The 16,196-nt window shown below is 73.2% G+C and carries 15 protein-coding genes; 8 read left to right on the forward strand and 7 right to left on the reverse strand.

All coding sequences use genetic code 11. The annotated features are described in order from the left end of the window. Positions 1-12: 12 nt before the first annotated feature. From KDL01_RS19795 to KDL01_RS19830, 8 genes are all read left to right on the forward strand, one after another. On the forward strand, positions 13-573 hold the full coding sequence (locus KDL01_RS19795; RefSeq protein WP_212530022.1) for an acyl-CoA synthetase family protein: 561 nt from the start codon (positions 13-15) through the stop codon (positions 571-573). After that, positions 570-1,520 carry an amidohydrolase family protein gene (locus tag KDL01_RS19800; protein ID WP_212530023.1) on the forward strand — a complete coding sequence of 317 codons (951 nt, stop codon included), beginning with the start codon at positions 570-572 and terminating at the stop codon, positions 1,518-1,520. Before KDL01_RS19795 ends, KDL01_RS19800 begins: the two co-directional genes overlap by 4 nt. Continuing rightward, the gene (locus KDL01_RS19805; RefSeq protein ID WP_212530024.1) at positions 1,517-1,786 is read left to right on the forward strand and encodes an acyl carrier protein; all 270 of its coding nucleotides are present in this window, start codon (positions 1,517-1,519) and stop codon (positions 1,784-1,786) included. The genes KDL01_RS19800 and KDL01_RS19805 overlap by 4 nt, the downstream gene beginning before the upstream one ends. Next, the gene (locus KDL01_RS19810; protein ID WP_212530025.1) at positions 1,783-2,781 is read left to right on the forward strand and encodes an amidohydrolase family protein; all 999 of its coding nucleotides are present in this window, start codon (positions 1,783-1,785) and stop codon (positions 2,779-2,781) included. The genes KDL01_RS19805 and KDL01_RS19810 overlap by 4 nt, the downstream gene beginning before the upstream one ends. After that, positions 2,778-4,724, forward strand: a complete 1,947-nt coding sequence (locus KDL01_RS45330; protein ID WP_212530026.1) for an ATP-binding cassette domain-containing protein — start codon at positions 2,778-2,780, stop codon at positions 4,722-4,724. Before KDL01_RS19810 ends, KDL01_RS45330 begins: the two co-directional genes overlap by 4 nt. Continuing rightward, positions 4,712-6,610: an ATP-binding cassette domain-containing protein gene (locus KDL01_RS19820; protein ID WP_212530027.1), complete on the forward strand. Its 1,899-nt coding sequence runs from the start codon at positions 4,712-4,714 to the stop codon at positions 6,608-6,610. The genes KDL01_RS45330 and KDL01_RS19820 overlap by 13 nt, the downstream gene beginning before the upstream one ends. Positions 6,611-6,617: 7 nt before the next feature. Continuing rightward, positions 6,618-7,967, forward strand: a complete 1,350-nt coding sequence (locus KDL01_RS19825) for a condensation domain-containing protein (protein ID WP_212530028.1) — start codon at positions 6,618-6,620, stop codon at positions 7,965-7,967. A gap of 73 nt (positions 7,968-8,040) precedes the next feature. Next, positions 8,041-9,102, forward strand: a complete 1,062-nt coding sequence (locus KDL01_RS19830) for an FUSC family protein (protein ID WP_212530029.1) — start codon at positions 8,041-8,043, stop codon at positions 9,100-9,102. A gap of 172 nt (positions 9,103-9,274) precedes the next feature. Here KDL01_RS19830 and KDL01_RS19835 read toward each other — a convergent pair whose 3' ends face one another. Genes KDL01_RS19835 through KDL01_RS19865 form a run of 7 tightly spaced genes read right to left on the reverse strand, consistent with a single transcriptional unit; the run spans position 9,275 to position 16,195 of the window. Then, positions 9,275-10,936 (reverse strand): class I adenylate-forming enzyme family protein, encoded by a 1,662-nt coding sequence (locus KDL01_RS19835; RefSeq protein WP_212530030.1) that lies wholly within the window; start codon positions 10,934-10,936, stop codon positions 9,275-9,277. After that, positions 10,933-11,949 (reverse strand): LipP1 family hormone-sensitive lipase, encoded by a 1,017-nt coding sequence (gene lipP1, locus KDL01_RS19840; protein ID WP_212530031.1) that lies wholly within the window; start codon positions 11,947-11,949, stop codon positions 10,933-10,935. Before lipP1 ends, KDL01_RS19835 begins: the two co-directional genes overlap by 4 nt. Then, positions 11,946-12,665 (reverse strand): 4'-phosphopantetheinyl transferase family protein, encoded by a 720-nt coding sequence (locus KDL01_RS19845; protein ID WP_212530032.1) that lies wholly within the window; start codon positions 12,663-12,665, stop codon positions 11,946-11,948. Before KDL01_RS19845 ends, lipP1 begins: the two co-directional genes overlap by 4 nt. Further along, on the reverse strand, positions 12,662-13,507 hold the full coding sequence (locus KDL01_RS19850; RefSeq protein WP_212530033.1) for a hypothetical protein: 846 nt from the start codon (positions 13,505-13,507) through the stop codon (positions 12,662-12,664). Before KDL01_RS19850 ends, KDL01_RS19845 begins: the two co-directional genes overlap by 4 nt. Beyond that, positions 13,504-13,812, reverse strand: a complete 309-nt coding sequence (locus KDL01_RS43565; RefSeq protein WP_212530034.1) for a phosphopantetheine-binding protein — start codon at positions 13,810-13,812, stop codon at positions 13,504-13,506. The genes KDL01_RS19850 and KDL01_RS43565 overlap by 4 nt, the downstream gene beginning before the upstream one ends. Beyond that, a complete protein-coding gene (locus tag KDL01_RS19860; RefSeq protein WP_212530035.1) occupies positions 13,809-14,756 on the reverse strand; it encodes a 3-oxoacyl-[acyl-carrier-protein] synthase III C-terminal domain-containing protein in 948 nt (315 codons plus the stop codon). The genes KDL01_RS43565 and KDL01_RS19860 overlap by 4 nt, the downstream gene beginning before the upstream one ends. After that, positions 14,753-16,195: a condensation domain-containing protein gene (locus tag KDL01_RS19865; protein WP_212530036.1), complete on the reverse strand. Its 1,443-nt coding sequence runs from the start codon at positions 16,193-16,195 to the stop codon at positions 14,753-14,755. Before KDL01_RS19865 ends, KDL01_RS19860 begins: the two co-directional genes overlap by 4 nt. Position 16,196: the final 1 nt, after the last annotated feature.

Below are 16,196 nucleotides of genomic sequence, written 5' to 3' on the forward strand. Positions count from 1 at the left end.
TAAGAGACAGCGGTGGGCCGGCTGATCGACCCCGAGTCGGTCGAGTTCCAGCAGGACAGCGAGCTCTACATCCGCCGGGCGGCGCCGCTGAGCCTGGGCTACTTCGGCGTGGACGAGGAGATCGCGGCGCAGACGTTCCTGCCGGACGGCGCCATCGCCACCGGCGACTTCGGCCTGCTGGACGAGGACGGGTTCCTCACCCTGCTCGGGCGTCGCAAGGACCTGATCGCGCTGGGCTCGGGGCGCAAGGTGCACCCGGCCGAGATCGAGGCGCTGTTCGCCGGAGCGCCGGGCATCGCCGAACTCGTGGTCGTGCCGGGGCCGCGCGGGTCGGTGCTGGGCGCGCTCGTGACCCCGGACCTGGCGGGCGACGAGGAGTTGCGCGGCCGGGTGGCCGAGCGGATCCGGGAGGTCAACGCCGGGCTCGAGCCGTACCGGCGGATCGTCTCGGTGGTCTTCCGCGAGCAGCCGCTCGGAGCCGACCGCGCGTTCCTGACCGCGAACATGAAGCTCTCGCGTCCGGCCGCGACCGCGCACTTCGCCGAACGCGCGGCCGACGCGGTGGCCCTGTGACGGCCGAGCCCCCGGAGCCCGCGTATCCGACCGTGGACGCGCACGTGAACCTGGCCAGCGATCTGGCGGTGCCCGCGCGGTTCATCGACGAGCAGGCACGCAACGTACACCGCCGGCTGGCCGGTTCCGGCGCGCCGGTGGCGTACGAGACGATCCGCACGCGGGTGGCCGGGCTGTATCAGGACCACGACGCGGACCGCCTGGTCGCGGAGATGGACGGGGCCGGGGTGGCCCGCACGATGCTGGTCATCCCGGACTTCTCGCACGTCGCCGCGTGCGCCCTGGACCGTCCGGCGCTGGCCGCGCTGCACGACGAGGTCAGGCGCAGGCACCCGGGGCGCTTCGGGGTGTACTGGGGCGTGGACCCGCGGGCCGGGGAGCAGGGCCCGGTGCTGCTCGAGCACTGCGTGGAGACGTACGGGTTCGAGGGCGTCAAACTCTACCCGCTGGCCGGGTACTCGCCGAGCGACCGGCGGCTGTATCCGTACTACGAGATCTGCGCCGCGCGCGGTCTGCCCGTGCTCACCCACACCGGCCCGGCCTATCAGAGCCTGGACTACAGCTATGGCAGCCCGCTGCTGGTGGACAACGCGGCCCGCGACTTTCCCGGCGTCAACTTCGTGCTCGGGCACGGCGGGGTGCGCAACGTCGAGGAGGCCGCGTTCCTGTGCCGGCACCGGCCGAACGTGTACCTCGACATCGCGGGGTACGCGGGCGCCCTCGACGCGCAGGGCGCGGGCCACCACCTGGCCGCGCTGTTCCGCCGCGGCGTGAACCACAAGATCCTGTTCGGGACCGACTGGTCCGCGCACCGGCTCACGCACACCCTCGCGGGCCTGCTGAGCGCGTTCCGCGACAGCGCGGGCGTGCTGGCGGGGGTCAAACCGGCACATCGACGACTGATCATGGGCGGCACCGCCCTCGCACTGACTGGAGGCACCCGGTGAGCCCGGATCCGCAGCACACCGCACTCGAGGACGAACTGCTCGCCTGGATCGCCGACTGGACCGAGGGCGAGGGCGGCGGCGCGCCGGGTCCGGAGACCGACCTGATGGCGGGCGGCCTGCTGGACTCGATGGGCCTGGTCGCGATGATCGCGTTCCTTGAGGAGCGCACCGGGGTCAAGTTCGACTTCGAGTCCTTCGACCCGACCGCGCACGTCACGGTCCGTGCGCTGGTCGCCACCTTCACCGAACGGCAGGCCGCCGGATGACGAGCGCGACCGAAACCGAGACCGAGACCGAGACAGCGACCGACGCGGCGAGCAGGCCCGCGCCGCCGCTGATCTACGACGGGCACTGCCACGTCGCCTCCACCGACTTCATTCCGCGTCAGTTCATGGAGGACGTCGCCGCCACGGTGCACCGGGCGCTCGAGGCGCAGGGCGCCGCGCCGCCGCTGGCCCGGCTCGTCGACGCGTACGCCGCCCAGCACCAGGACCACGACGCGGACGCGCTGGTGGCCGAGATGGACGCGGCCGGGGTGGCCCGCTCGGTGCTGATGGTGCCGGACTTCAGCCTGCGGATGGACTGCCCGCTCACGCCTGAGGAGATGGCGCGGCGCCACCACGAGATCCGGCTGCGCCACCCCGGGCGCTTCTGGGTGTTCATCGGGGCCGACCCGCGACACGGCGCCGACGGCATCGCCGCGTTCGAACACGCGGTGACGCAGTACGGGTTCGAAGGGCTCAAGCTCTACCCGCCGTGCGGCTACAGCCCGAGCGACGAGCGCCTGTTCCCCTACTACGAGATCTGCGCCGAACGCGGGCTGCCGGTGTTCGTGCACACCGGTCCGACCGTGCGCAGCCTCGACTATGAGCCCGCGCATCCGATGCTGATCGACCGCGCCGCGCGCGAGTTCCCCGGGGTCGAGTTCATCCTCGGGCACGGCGCCGTCACCTACTTCGACGTGTGCGCGGATCTCGCGTTGCACCGCCCGAACGTGCACCTCGACCTCGGCGGCTTCGCCGGGGCGGCGCTGCCGGACGGCTGGCCCACGCACCTGAACCGGGCGTTCCGGCTGGGGCTGAACCACAAGATGATCTTCGGGACCGACTGGCCGCTCAACCGGATGACCGGCGGGCTGACCCGGCTGGTGCGCGAGGTGACCGAGGGGACCGAGGTCTTCGCCGGGGTGCGCCGCCGCGAGCAGGCCCTGATCCTGTCCGGCAACCTGGCCCGGCTGCTCACGCGCAAGGGAAACGAGTGACCTCCACGACCGCCGCTGCTCTGAAACCGCCCGCGACGCCGAAGGCACCCGAGGCCCCGAAGTCGCCCGCGGCCGCGCATCCGCGCATCGCTCTGCTGCGCATACTCGGGCCGGCCGGACGCGGGCCGCTCACCGCCATCACCGGGCTCGCGCTCGTCAAGAGCCTGCTTCCGGCGGCGACGGCGCTGATCATGGCCGCGCTGGTCGAGCGGGCCGAGTCGCACGCCCCGGCGACGGTGTTCGCCGCGGAACTGGTGCCGCTGCTGCTGTTCGGCCTGGTGCTGCTGGCCGGGCACGTCATCGACGCCGCCACCGGGCCGCTCACCTACCTGGCCCGGGCCCGGATCGACGGGGCGCACCGCGCGCGGCTGGCCCGGCTGGCCGCGACCACGCCCACGATCGAGGCCCTCGAGCGTCCGGACGTCCAGGCCCTGATCCGCCTGTCGCGGGCCGAGCCGGAGAACTGGACCGAGCGCACCCCGGCGGACGGGGCGCTCGGGCAGTTGCGGCTGCTGCTGGGCCTGACCGGGCTGATCGGGTCCTGCGCCGTGCTGGCCGGGTACGCGCTGTGGCCGATTCCGCTGCTGCTCGGACCGGCCGCGGCCAACCAGTACCTGCGCAACCGCCAGGCGCACCAGTTCACCCGGGTCTGGCGCGCCAGCAACCCGGAGTGGCTGCACGCCGACGTGTGGAAGCAAGCCGTGTTGACTCCGGGCACCGCCGTGGAGCAGCGCGTCTTCGGCGCCGAGGACTGGATGCTCGGGCGCATGATGCACCACGCACTGATCATGTTCGAGCCGATCTGGGCCATGTCCGTGCGGCTGCTGCGCAACGAGTGGACGCAGTTCCTGCTGGTCGCCACGCCGCTGCTGATCCTGTTCGGCGAGGTGGCCGACCGTGCCGCGCACGGGCGGTCCTCGGTCGCGCTGGAGACCGCCGTGTTCGCGGCGGGCTGGTCGGTGTTCCAGACCCTGGGCTACAGCGAGGATGTGCGCTCGGTGCGGGCGGCGGCCGACAGCCTGGTGGCGTACGACGAACTGTGCGCGGCGCTCGGGCCCTCGGCCACAGCAGCGTCCGCCGAGGTGCCCGCCCCGGCGCCCGCTCCTGACGACGCGTCTGACGCCGCCGGCCTGGTGCGCTTCGAGGACGTCAGCTTCCGCTACCCCGGCACCGAGCGCCTCGTCCTGGACGGCCTCGATCTCGAAATCCGCCAGGGCGAACTACTCGCGCTGGTCGGGCTCAACGGGGCCGGGAAGTCCACCCTGATCAAACTGCTGTCGGGGCTCTACCTGCCCACCGGCGGCCGCATCACCGCCGGCGGGCGCGAACTCGGCCCGGCCGGGATCGACGCCTGGCGGGAGCAGATCTCGGTCGTCTTCCAGGACTTCGCCAAGTACCACCTGCCGGTGCGCGACAACGTCGCCCTCGGCCGCGGCCGCATCCCGGTGGACGAGGACGCGTTGGCCGCCGCCGCCCGCGACGCCGGGTTGGACCAGCTGCTCACCCGTCTGCCCGACGGCTGGGACACGCCGCTCTCGCGCGCGGTGGCCGGGGGAGTGGACCTGTCCGGCGGGCAGTGGCAGCAGGTGGTGCTGGCCCGCGCGCTCTACGCCGTGCACACCGGAGCCCGGCTGCTCGTGCTCGACGAACCCACGGCGCACCTCGACGTGCGCACCGAGTTCGACGTCTTCCACCGGCTCGCCGCGCACAAGCACGACGCCGGGGTGGTGCTGATCTCGCACCGGCTCTCCACCGTGCGCCAGGCCGACCGGATCGTGCTGCTCGAGGACGGGCGGATCACCGAGACCGGCGACCACGACGAGCTGCTCGCGCTCGGCGGCCGCTACGCCGAACTGTTCGCCATCCAGGCCGAGCGCTTCACCCGCGGCTACGACGACCGAGTCGACCCCGACCAGGAAGAGACCGCGCCATGGGCCGCCTGACCGACTCCGACCCCGACGACACCGCGGCCGCCGCCCCGGCAGAAAACAACACAGCCGAAGCCCTCGACCCCGCCGCCGAGCCGCACCACTCCGCCCGCCGCCACCTCGCGCTGGGCCGGGAGCTGCTGCGGATCTCGGTGCGGCGGGTGCCGGGCCTGACCCTCGCGCTGCTGCTCACCCAGACCGCCGCGGTCGCCGTGGTCGCGGTCACGGCGCTGTGCCTGCGCGCCGCGGTCAACGCCAGCGCGCAGGGCCGGGCCGGCACGGCCGTGGCCGCCGCGCTGGGCGCCGCCGTGGCGTACGCGGTGACGGCGGTCACCGCGGACCTCGGCGGAAACATCAAGGGCCTGATCATCGACAAGGTCTCGCTGCTGGACCTGAGCGCCTCGGTGCACCGGGACATCGCCTCTCTCGACGGCATCGAACACCTCGAGAGCGGCGACTTCCTGGACCGCACGGTGATCGTGGCCGGGTCCACCTGGAGCATCGTCAACGGCTTCTGGGCCGCGGTCATGGCCGTGTTCGGCGCCGCGCAGCTGGCGGTGGCGCTGCTGCTGCTCGGCACGGTCAGCCCCTGGCTGCTGGCGCTGCTCGGCTTCGCCGCCGCGCCGCTGTGGTTCGACCAGCGCGGCCAACGCGCCGTCAGCCGGGCCGAGACCGACACGGCCGAGTCCTACCGGCTGCAACAGCACCTGTTCGACCTCGCCACCCAGGCCGGCACCGGCAAGGAGGTACGGGTCGCGGGCGCGGGCGAGCAGCTCGCGTCTCGGCAGGCCGCGGCCTGGGACCACGCCGTGCGCGCCCGCACCCGGGCCCAGGTCACCGCGTCGCTGTGGACCGTGACCGGCTGGTTCGTCTTCAGCCTCGGCTTCACCGCCGGGCTGGCCGCGGTGATCTACCGGGTCGCGCACGGGCACGGCTCGGCCGGCGACATCGTGCTGGCCATCACCGTCGCGGTCACGCTGCTGCAGTCGGTGCAGACCACGGTCAGCGGCACCACCACCGCCACGGCCGCGCGCCGGGTCGTCGAGCCCTACCTCTGGCTGCGCGACTACATCGAGGCCGAGCGGGTGCGGGCCGAGGGCAGCACCGGGCCCGCGCCCGCCGCGCTGACCCGAGGCATCGCGCTCGAGGGCCTGACCTTCCGCTACCCGGGCGCGGACCGCCCGGCCCTGGACGACGTCAGCATCCTGCTGCCGGCCGGCTCGGTGGTGGCCGTGGTGGGGGAGTACGGCTCCGGCAAGACCACCCTGGTCAAGCTGCTGACCAAGCTCTACCGGCCGGAGTCCGGCGTGATCCGGGTGGACGGCACGCCGCTGGCCGCGCTCGACACGGTCGGCTGGCGGGCCGCCACCAGCGTCGCGTTCCAGGACTTCGGCCGCTACCGCACCCGTCTGGCCGAGACGGTCGGGCTCGGCGACGTCCCGTACATCGACGACCGCGCGCGCACCGCCGCCGCGCTGACCGCCGCCGACGCGGACACCTTCGTCGCCCGGCTGCCCGAGGGCCAGGAGACACAGCTCGGCCGGGCGCTCGGCGGGGTGGACCTGTCCGAGGGCCAGTGGCAGAAGACCGCGCTCGCCCGCGCCTCGATGCGCCCGGGCCCGCTGCTGTTCGTGCTCGACGAACCCACCGCCTCGCTGGACGCGCCGAGCGAGCAGGAGATCTTCCTGCACTACATGGCCCGCGCCCGGGAACTGGCCGAGCGCGCCGGAGCCGTCACCGTGATCGTCTCGCACCGCTTCTCCACCGTCGCGGGTGCGGACCTGATCCTCGTCCTGGACAAGGGGAAGCTCGTGGAACACGGACCGCACGCCGAACTGCTCGCCGCGGGCGGGCGCTACGCCGACCTCTACGGCCTGCAGGCCGCGGCGTACGCGAGCTGAGCCCCCGATGACCACGACGACCACGCTGCGCCACGTCGCCCGCCACGAGATCGCCTTCGCCGCCGAGACCTCCGGCAGCCACCCGCTGACCTGGGCGCAGCGCTTCCAGCTGGGGCAGCGGTGCAAGCCGCACGTCGACGGCCTCGGCAACGTCAACGTCCGCATGGTCTGGCCGCTCGAGGGCGCCCCCGACCTCGCGAGCGTCACCCGCGCGATCGGGCGCGTCGTCGAACGCAGCGAATCCCTGCGCAGCCGCTACCCCCGCGTCGGCGACGTCTACGGCGACCCGGTGGTGCTCGCCGAGGGCAGCGTCACCGCGGAGCAGTACGCCGCCGAGGCCCCGCACGACACCGAGGCGCTGCGGGATCTCGCCGAGCTGATGGCGAAGCCCGGGTTCGGCCTCGATGACCCGCCGGTGCGCTTCGCCGTCGTCACGGTCCACGACACGCCGACCGACCTGGTCCTGACGCTCCATCACGGCGCGGCAGACGCCATCGGCGCCGAGGTGATCGCCCGGCACGTCGCCCGGCTGGCCGCCGATCCCGAGGCGCGGCTACGCGTGTCCTGGCAGCCGCGCGAGATCGCCGCGTACGAACAGAGCGAGGCCGGTCGCGCCTACGCCCGCGACGCCGACGCGCACGACCGCGCCGCCCTGGCCGACGCACCCATGCCGTTGCTGGCCGGCCCGCGCGAAGAACCGGCCGGCGTCCTCTACCACTTCGTCAGCCTCAAGTCCCGCGCCCTCGCGCCCGCGATCGGGCTGCTGGCCGCCCGCCACCGGGTCACCGCGGCCGCCGTGCTGCTCGCCGCCTACAGCAGGGCCCTGGCCGAGCACGGCGGGCTCGATCAGTGCGCGGTCAACCTCGTCGCCTCCAACCGGCAGACCCCGCAGACCCGCGAGTCGGTCGCGCACCTCGTCGGAGTCGTGCTGTGCGCGGTGGACGTGCGCGCGCAGGAGTTCGGCGAGCTGTGCCGCGCGGCCGGGGCCGCGATGCTGCGCGCGCTGCGCTACGGGCGCCGTGACCCGGAGCTGTTCACCGCTTCCCTCGATCAGGCCTCGGCCACGCTCGGGCGCCCGGCGACCAACGCGTACTTCGTCAATATCCGGCCGATCGACCCGGGCCGGCTCGCCGCGGCGGCCGCCGAGCCGGCCGAGATCGCCGCGTTGGCGGCGGCGAGCGAGCTGGCCGACATCTCCGGACACGGCGAGGTCTACTCCGGCGAACTCACCTTCGACGTCTGGGACGTGGGCGAGACCTCGGCGCTCACCCTGGGCACCGACTCCTCCAGCTACGACGCGCCCGCGCTCGCCGCGATCCTGCGCCGGATCGAAACGGTCCTGTACGCGGCCGTGTGACGCGGCGTGTGACGGACCGTCCGACCGGGCGTGGCGGCTCGGCCCGTGCCGACGGCGTCTCTACGCTGCGATCATGCCGCGATGGAGTCTGCCGGAAGGGTACAGCCCACGGGAATGGCTGAAGGTCGGCCGGATCTCGCCCACCTGGTATCGCCGTGCCCTGGCCGTGCTGGTGACGAACGGGGCCGTGCTCTACACGCTCTACGGCATCGGACGCCTGGACCTGGCCTTCTACGCGCTGACCGGCTCGATGCTGGTGCTCTACGGGCACGAGCTCGACCTGCCCACGCGGGTGCGCAAGATGTCCGGGCTCTTCGTCGGCCAGGCCGCGTCGCTGGTGCTGGTGTGCCTGGTCGCGGCCGCGCACCCGGGGGTCCCGCTGCTGGTGCTCGTCGGCAGCGTGCTCGCCGCGACGCAGAAGCTGGCGTGCGAGAAGTACCGGGTCGGCCCGCCCCGGCACGTGGTGCTCGCCTTCCTCGACCTCGGGGTCCTGTTCGCGCCGGGCGTGCCGGTGAGCCAGCTGCCCGTGCGCTGGCTCACGTTCGTGATCTGCGGCGTGTGGGCGTGCGCGGTCGTGATCACCCCGGCGCTCTGGCACAGTCGCGGCGGGCGGCGCCCCTGGTCCCCGGGCGACCCGCCGGTAGAGGCGGACCCGCAGCTGATCGGGCCCGCGCTGCGCTGCCTGCTCGGAGTCGCGGCCTCGGGCTACGCGGCCGAGCTGATCGGCGTCGGCCGGCCGTACTGGGCGATGGTCACGGCCGCGGCGGTGTTCGTCGGCACCCGGGTCCACCACGGGCAGCGGGCGATGCAGCGCACCGTCGGGACGCTGCTCGGCGTCGGGGTGTTCGCGATCCTGGACCCGCTGGCGAAGAACAGCGATCTGGCGCTGGTGACGCTGGTGCTGATCACCGGGGTCGTCATCGAGGTCTTCATCACGGCCAACTACTGGCTCGGCACGGTCTGGGTCACCCCGATGGCGCTGCTGATCACCTCGCTGCCGGGCAACGCCACGGCGAACACCCTGATCGGCGAACGCCTCGTCGACACGCTCGTCGGCAGCCTGATCGGCATCGCCGTCACGCTGCTGACCGACGCCCGGCCACATCCGCATACGCACCCGCACGCACCCGCCTGAGACGGAAACCGGACCGTGTGCGGACTTGTGCGGGAAACGGGACCACGGTCGTGGGCGCGGCGCAGAATATCTCCTGGGACTCGAGGTGTGACGACGTGACAGGGGGCGCCGTCACACCTCGCCCGTCCTCAGACCGGGCTCGGACCGCGCTCAGACCGGGCTCGGACTGCGCTCAGACCGTGCTCGGGTCGACCCGCCCGCGCGCCACCTCGGCCAGCAGATCCTGGCGCATCAGGAACTTGCGGACCTTGCCGGTCGGGCCGGTCACCACGCCGTCGTCGGGCACGTTCACCACGCGCCGCACCGTGACGGCCGCGGCCTCGCCGAGCGCGGCGCGCACCAGCGGCTCGCGGTCGGCCGCCGGGTCGGCGCCCTCCACGAGCTGCAGCAGTACGTCCGTGACCACGCGGCCGTCGTCCTCGCGCGCGGCCAAGACCGTGCAGTCGCGTACGTCCGGGCAGTGCGTCAGGATGCGTTCTTCCGAAAGCGCGGTATAGAGGTGCTCTCCGTCGCCGAGGTCGATCGCGTCGTTGGCACGGTCCACGTGGTAGTAGTAGCCCTGCGCGTCCCGGTACATCAGGTCGCCGGTCAGGTAGTAGCCGCGCAGCCGGTCGCGGTAGGTACCGACCGAGTCGTTCCAGTAGCCGGGCGCCAGCGACGGCGACTTGAGGCCCACATGCCCGACCTGGCCGTCCGCCACCTCCTCGCCGGTCTCCCGGTCCAGCAGCACCACCTCGGCGAACGGGTGCACCTTGCCGACGCAGCGCCCGTACCGGTCGCTCTCGTGCGTGTGGATCATCTCGAACGCGCTGTGGCCCATCTCGGTCGAGCCGAGCATGTCGATGAACCGCGAACCCGGCAGGTCGGCCACGCCGCCGCGGGTGACCACCGGGTGGCTGCCTACCGCGACCAGCCGGCGGATGTGCGTCTCGTGGGCGCAGTCGCCGGTGCTGTTCCAGTTGCGCACCGAGCTCAGATCGCGCGCGGTCAGGTCGTGGCGGGCGAGTTCGGACCAGGTCACCGCGAAGCCGAACACGCCGGTGGGCCGCCAGCGCTCGATCGCGTCCAGGATCGTCGCGCCGCTGTGCTCGAACGGACCGCCCTGGGCCGAGAGGAAGAGCAGTTCGTAGCCGTTGCACAGGGACTGATTGACCGTCACCAGGCCGGCCGCGTGCGCGGCGGGCATCACCGACAGCTCCCGCACCTGCCCGCGCGAGCGCGGCTGGGCCAGACGCAGCGCCCTGACCGCCGCGAACAGGCTGAAGTGCGAGTGCACCGCGGCGGCCGGGGTGCGGGTCGTGCCGGAGGAGTGGGTCACCGCGATCGGATCGTCCGGGTGGTGACGCACGTGCGGCGGCGCCAGGGCCGGGTCCCCGGTGCCGGTCTCGGCCGCGTCGCCGAGGATCGGGGTGCCGAGCGCGTACTCGCGCAGTGCCGCGTGGTCCGCGTCCAGGACGAGGCCGGCCGCGCGCAGCCGGCGGACGTACTCGGCCGCGATCGGGATCGGCATGTTGCCGTTCATCAGGGCCGGAATGGCGCCGAGCCACATCAGCGCGTACGCGTTGAGCAGCACGTCGGGCGCCGAGGTCGCGTACAGCGCGATCGGGTCGCGCCGCCGCACGCCGTGGCGGTGGAACCACTCGGCCCGCGCGGCCACCCGCTCGGTCAGCGTGCCCAGGCTCAGCGCGGTCCAGGCCGGGATGCCGTCCACGTCCACGTCGAAGGTGAGGGTCGGGCGCTCGGGATCCGCGCCGTGCTCGGCGAGTTTGGGCAGGACGTTGCCCGCGCCGAGGTCCGGATCGGCGGCCAGGGCCGCACGGAGGTTGGTCGTCATCGGGGGCTCTCCTCGTCGGGGGAAGTGCGGAGCTGCGGCGTACGTGGGGGTGGTGCGGCGGCCGGGGCAGTGGTGAATGGGGCAGGGGCGAACCAGGTGCGCAGCTGCCCGGCGGCCTGCTCGAGCGCGGCGCGGGCGGCGTCGACGGTGCCGGTCATCGTGAAGAATCCGTGCACCATGCCGGGGAATCGGTTCAGCTCCACCGCCACCCCGGCCTCGCCCAGCCGCCGCGCGTACGCCTCGCCCTGGTCGCGCAACGGGTCGTGCTCGGCCGTGATGACCAGGGCGGGCGGCAGCTTGCTGAGATCCGGCGCGCGCAACGGTGAGGCCAGCGGGTTGGCCGCGTCGGCGGGGGTGGGCAGGTAGTGGCGGGCGTACCAGGCGACCGAGCGGCGATTGAACAGCCACGGGTCATCGTTCTCGCGCAGCGACGCGTCGTCGGCCAGCTGATCGGTGTTCGGATACACCAGCAGCTGCCCGACCAGGGCCGGTCCGCCCTCGGCCCGCGCGAGCAGCGTCACCGCGGCGGCGAGGTTCCCGCCCGCGCTGTCCCCGCCCACGGCCACCCGGTCCGGGTCGGCGCCGAGCGCGTCGGCGTGCTCGACGACCCACCTGAGCGCGGCGTGGCAGTCGTGCACCGCGGCCGGGAACGGGCGCTCGGGCGCGAGGCGGTATCCCACGGTGACGACGAGGCAGTCGGCGGCGTTGGCCAGGCGCCGGCAGACCCCGTCCGCGGTGTCGATGCTGCCGAGCGTCCAGCCGCCGCCGAAGTAGTACAGCAGCACGGGCAGCGGGCTGTGCGCGCGCGGCCGGTAGATCCGGATCGGCAGGTCGCCGTCCGGGCCCGGCATCGTCTGGTCTTCGACCGCGTACACCGGCGCGCTCGCCCCGCCGTCGGCGCGGATCGAGGCGAGATCGGCGGCGCGGGCCTCGGCCAGGGACAGGGTGTAGAGCGCGGGCGCGCCGGACTCGGCCCGGCGCTCCCGCATGGCCTGGATCTGAGGGTGCATCATCGGCTTGACCACCAGCTTTCGACGACGTGGTAGGGCCGGTCGCCGCCGAGGGCGACGGCCGCGTGGAATCCGGCCGGGGCCGTGAGGTCGGCGAGCCGGTGCGCCCGGTCGTCGAAGTCGACGACGCTGCGGTCGAGCACCGAGACCGGCATCCCGCGCAGCAGCCGCCCGCCGGCCGCCTTCACCATGGCCTCCTTGCGCGCCCACAGCCGGATGAAGCGGCTCGAGCGCACCTCGGGCGAGGTGTCGGCCAGCACGAACGCCACCTCGGGCGCGGCGAAGTAGCGCCGGGCCATCGCCGCCACGTCCATCCCGGGACACAGCCGCTGCACGTCCACGCCGACCGGCCGCGTCGCGCTGACCGCGACCGCGCACAGGCTGCCGGAGTGGGACAGGTTGACCTCGATCCCGGCGCGGGGCGCGCTGTCGGGCCCTGGATGCGGCCCGGCCACACTCGGTTTGCCGTGCGGCCCGATCCGCCAGCGGATCTGCTCCGCGGGCACGCCGAGGCGCGCGCCGACGATGCTGCGGGCGGCCGCGTGCGCGACGATGAACCGGCGCCGGTGATCCGGCCGCAGGAACGCCGCGGCCCGCCGCTGCTCCTCGGCGTCGAGCAGGGCGTGCATCCGCGTGAGTGCAGGCTCCGGCACGTCGTCCCCGGCCAGCCAGACGTGCACCACGTCGGCGTCAGCGCCCTCGTGCGGCCTCATGCTCATGTCCGGGCCCTGAACTCGGCCAGGCACACCGACTGCGAGACCGGCTCGAAATCCGCCAGCAGCACGTCGTCTCGCGTAGATAACAGGCCTAACAGCTGCCACCACACCCCCGTGTACGGTCGCGTCTCGTCCGGGGTGAACCCCGCGCCGAGGAGCACGGAGGTTCCGTCGGACGCGCGGGGCGGTTCGGGTTCGGCGACGCCCGGCTCCACCGAGACCGAGGTCAGACGCAACGTCAGCTCCGCCGCGTCCACGTCCGTGTCCATATCCGCGTCCGCGTCCGCGCGCACATGCGATTCCGGCGCCTCGAGCACCAGCGCGACGCCGGCGGCCGCGGCCGGGAGCGTCACCGGGACGCCCGGGTCGTACGGCAGCGTCGGCTGCTCGAGTATCAGCAGCACGGCCCGCCGGGTGTCGCCGGAGCGCGCGTACTCGCCGATCAGCTTCAGGCCGGTGAACGCCGCGGCAGTGCCCTGATCGCTGATCGCGAAGGCCATCGGGCGGCCCGGGCACAGGTGGCTCAGGTACGTCGCGGTGGCGCGGCCGGGTTCGAGGTCGGGGACCGCGTACGCGAGGACGAGCAGATCCACCGGCTCGTCCGGGGACACGGCCGCCTCCAGCAGGGTGCGGCCCATCTCGCCGTAGGACGGGCCGGGTGTCTTCAGGGCGGCGGTGTCGAGTCCGGTTTCGAGCCCGTGGGGGCGCAGCAGATCCCGGTGGTAGAGCGTGCGCGCTGCGGCGCGGTCGCCCTCGCCGCCCGGCGCCTGTGTGCCGGAAAGCGGCTCGTCACCGAAGTCGAGGCGGACGCAGCGTCGCAACCGGAGGCCGTGCGGGCCGCTCATCCGTCGTCTTCCGGGAGCAGGTTGCCGGCGACGTAGTCGGCGAGGGTGCCGACCGTCTGGAAGTGTTCGCGGCCGAGGTCCTCGATGCTGATCTCCCGGGCCATCGCCTCCTCGAGTTCCAGGACGAGTTCGAGGGCGGAGGTCGAGCCCATGCCGAGGCTCTCCATCAGCGTGCTGTCGGCCGACGCCTCGACGCTCTCGCGCTTGAGCACGCGCGGGAGCACCGCGCAGATGTGCTCCACGACCTCGGCGCGTAGGGCCGGGTCGAGGTCCGGCGCGGCTGCTGCGGTGTCCTGGAGTGTCACGGCCGTTCCCTTCGGGGTGGGTGGTGGGCGAAGACCATCGCGGAGTAGGTCGCGCCGAGCCCGGCGCCGGCCGCCGCCATGACGTAGCGGGTGCCGGGGGCGAGCAGGCCGCGCCGTCGGGCCGTGAGGTAGTTGATGAGGTTGTCGGCGCAGAACACGTGTCCGTACTCGGCCACGTTCTCCAGCACGACCTGCGCGGCGGGGTAGCCGAGGCGGCGGCAGACCTGTTGCCAGCACACGGCGTTGACGTTGTGCGGCAGGATGAGTTCGATCTCGGCGAGGGCTAGTCCGGCGCGGGCGACGGCGGCCAGGATCGTCTCGGCGAGCCGGTCCGGGTATTCGCGCTGGAACGCGAGCGCGTCGGCGGGGCCGGCCACCGCCTCGTCGTACTCGCCGTGCTGTTCGACGGCGTAGGACAGCAGCCGGTCGCCGTCCTGGCCCGCGCTGACCAGGCAGGCCGCGGCGCCCTCGCCGAAGAACGTGGTCTCCGGCACGGTCCGTGCATCAGCGGTGAAGGCTTTTTCGCCGGTCAGGACGAGGGCGAGTTCGTCTCCGGTGAGCAGTCGTCCAGCGACGTCGAGGGCGAGCAGTCCGGTGGCGCAGGCGTGGTGGCCGACCGCGAGCACGTTCGCGTGGTCGAGCCCGAACTCGCGGCACAGCTCGCGTACCGGGTCGAGCGGGTAGGGCGTGACGACGGGGAAGGAGCGGGCGTGGATGACGTAGCGGACGCGGTGTTCCTGCCCGCGCAGCGCGTCGAGCCCTGAGACGGCTGCCCGCAGCAGGTCGAGCAGGCTGCCGGCCGGGTCCATGCGTACCTCGCCGAGTTTGTGGTAGCGCCGGAAGACGCGCGCCTGCATGGGGGTGAGCCCGAATTCGGCCGCGAGGTCCTCGATCGGGACGCGCTGGTCCGGCAGGTGCGCGGCCACGGCCGTGATCGCCGTCATCCGCCCGCCCCCGAACCGGTCGCGACGCCCGCGACGCCTGCCGCTTCCGCCTCCGAAGGGCCCGCGATGCCCGTCGCGGTCCCAGCGTCGAGCGCTGCCTCGATGGCGATCGCCTCCATGCCGTGGACGAGGGCGATGGCGTCGTCCGAGCCGAGGTAGCAGGTGTCGACGCACACGCGCAGTTGGACCCGCAGCGGGGCGCCCTCGACGTCGTCGACGTCTTCGACGTGGAGGAAGAGCCGCTCGATCGGGTCGTCCTGCTTATCGGTCCACACGAATACGCTCGCGGCGCGCGCACGGTCGAGCGTGTCGCGTTCCGGTGGCGGCAGGGTGGATTCGCCTTCGCCCTTGCGCAGGCGCCGGTCGTTGAAGAAGGTGGCGATGTCGAGTTCGGGGTCGCGTTCCCGGGCGACCTCGGCGATCAGGTCGTTCAGGGCCCACGGGTCGAAATAGGCGTGCTTGGACGCGGCCATGGTGGCGCGTTCGGCCCGGCCCACGGCCTCGTCGAGGGTGGAGTCTGCGAGGTCGAGGGCGCAGCAGCCGGCCTGGGCGACCATGCACAGGACGCCGACGAGCTTGGCGCGGAACCGGTTGTGCACCACCGGGCGCATCACCACGGGGTTGATGCCGGTGATCCGGGCGAGTGACGCGGCGAACAGGGCCATGTAGACGGCCGAGGAGTCGGCGCCGGTGCGCTCGGTGATCGCCTTGACCGCGATGGGCAGGGCGGGCGAGCACAGTTCGCCGGCCCAGTGCCGGGGAGACTGCGGCGGGTGCGGCTCGGGCAGTTGGCGGGTGGGGATGCGCCGGAGCAGGTCGGCCCAGTAGCGCAGGGTTCTGGCGTTGTGCCGCTGGCCCTCGTCCGAGGCCTGCCAGTCGACCTGTTCGAGCTGTTGCATGCCGGGGACGGGGCCGGTCTCGCGGGTCTCGACCTCGCGCAGCATCACCATCGCACCGCCTGCGTCGCTCACCAGGTGCGCCATCAGGATGATCATGTAGGTGGCCGTGCCGTGCTCGCGGGTCACCGCCATCCGGATCGGCCAGGCGTCGACGAGGTCGAACGGCTCGTACTTGTAGCGGTGCTCCACGGCCGCGGCGACCTGCCCGCCGTCCTCGCCCTCGGCGACGTCGAAGATCTCCAGGGCGATCTCGCCGGAGGCGAACAGCTCCTGGGTGGGCCGGTCCGGGGCGCCGGGCGGGTAGCGCAGCCGGGTGCGCATCGGGGGGTAACGCGTCATCAGGTAGCGCAGCTCGTCGGCGATCTCGGCCACGGTGGTGCCCGGCGGCAGCGGCTTGAGCCCGCCGATGGCCAGCGAGCTGCGCTGGTGCTGCATCGCCAGGTAGATCTCGCGCTGGCCCCAGGAGAGCGCGCCGGTGCCTGAGCCCTGGCCGGCAAAGGCGACCAGGACCCGGTCGGTGGCGGTGACGACGTCGTTCATC

Origin of the sequence: Actinospica durhamensis (assembly GCF_018139695.1) — a bacterium.
Lineage (GTDB): Bacteria > Actinomycetota > Actinomycetes > Streptomycetales > Catenulisporaceae > Actinospica > Actinospica durhamensis.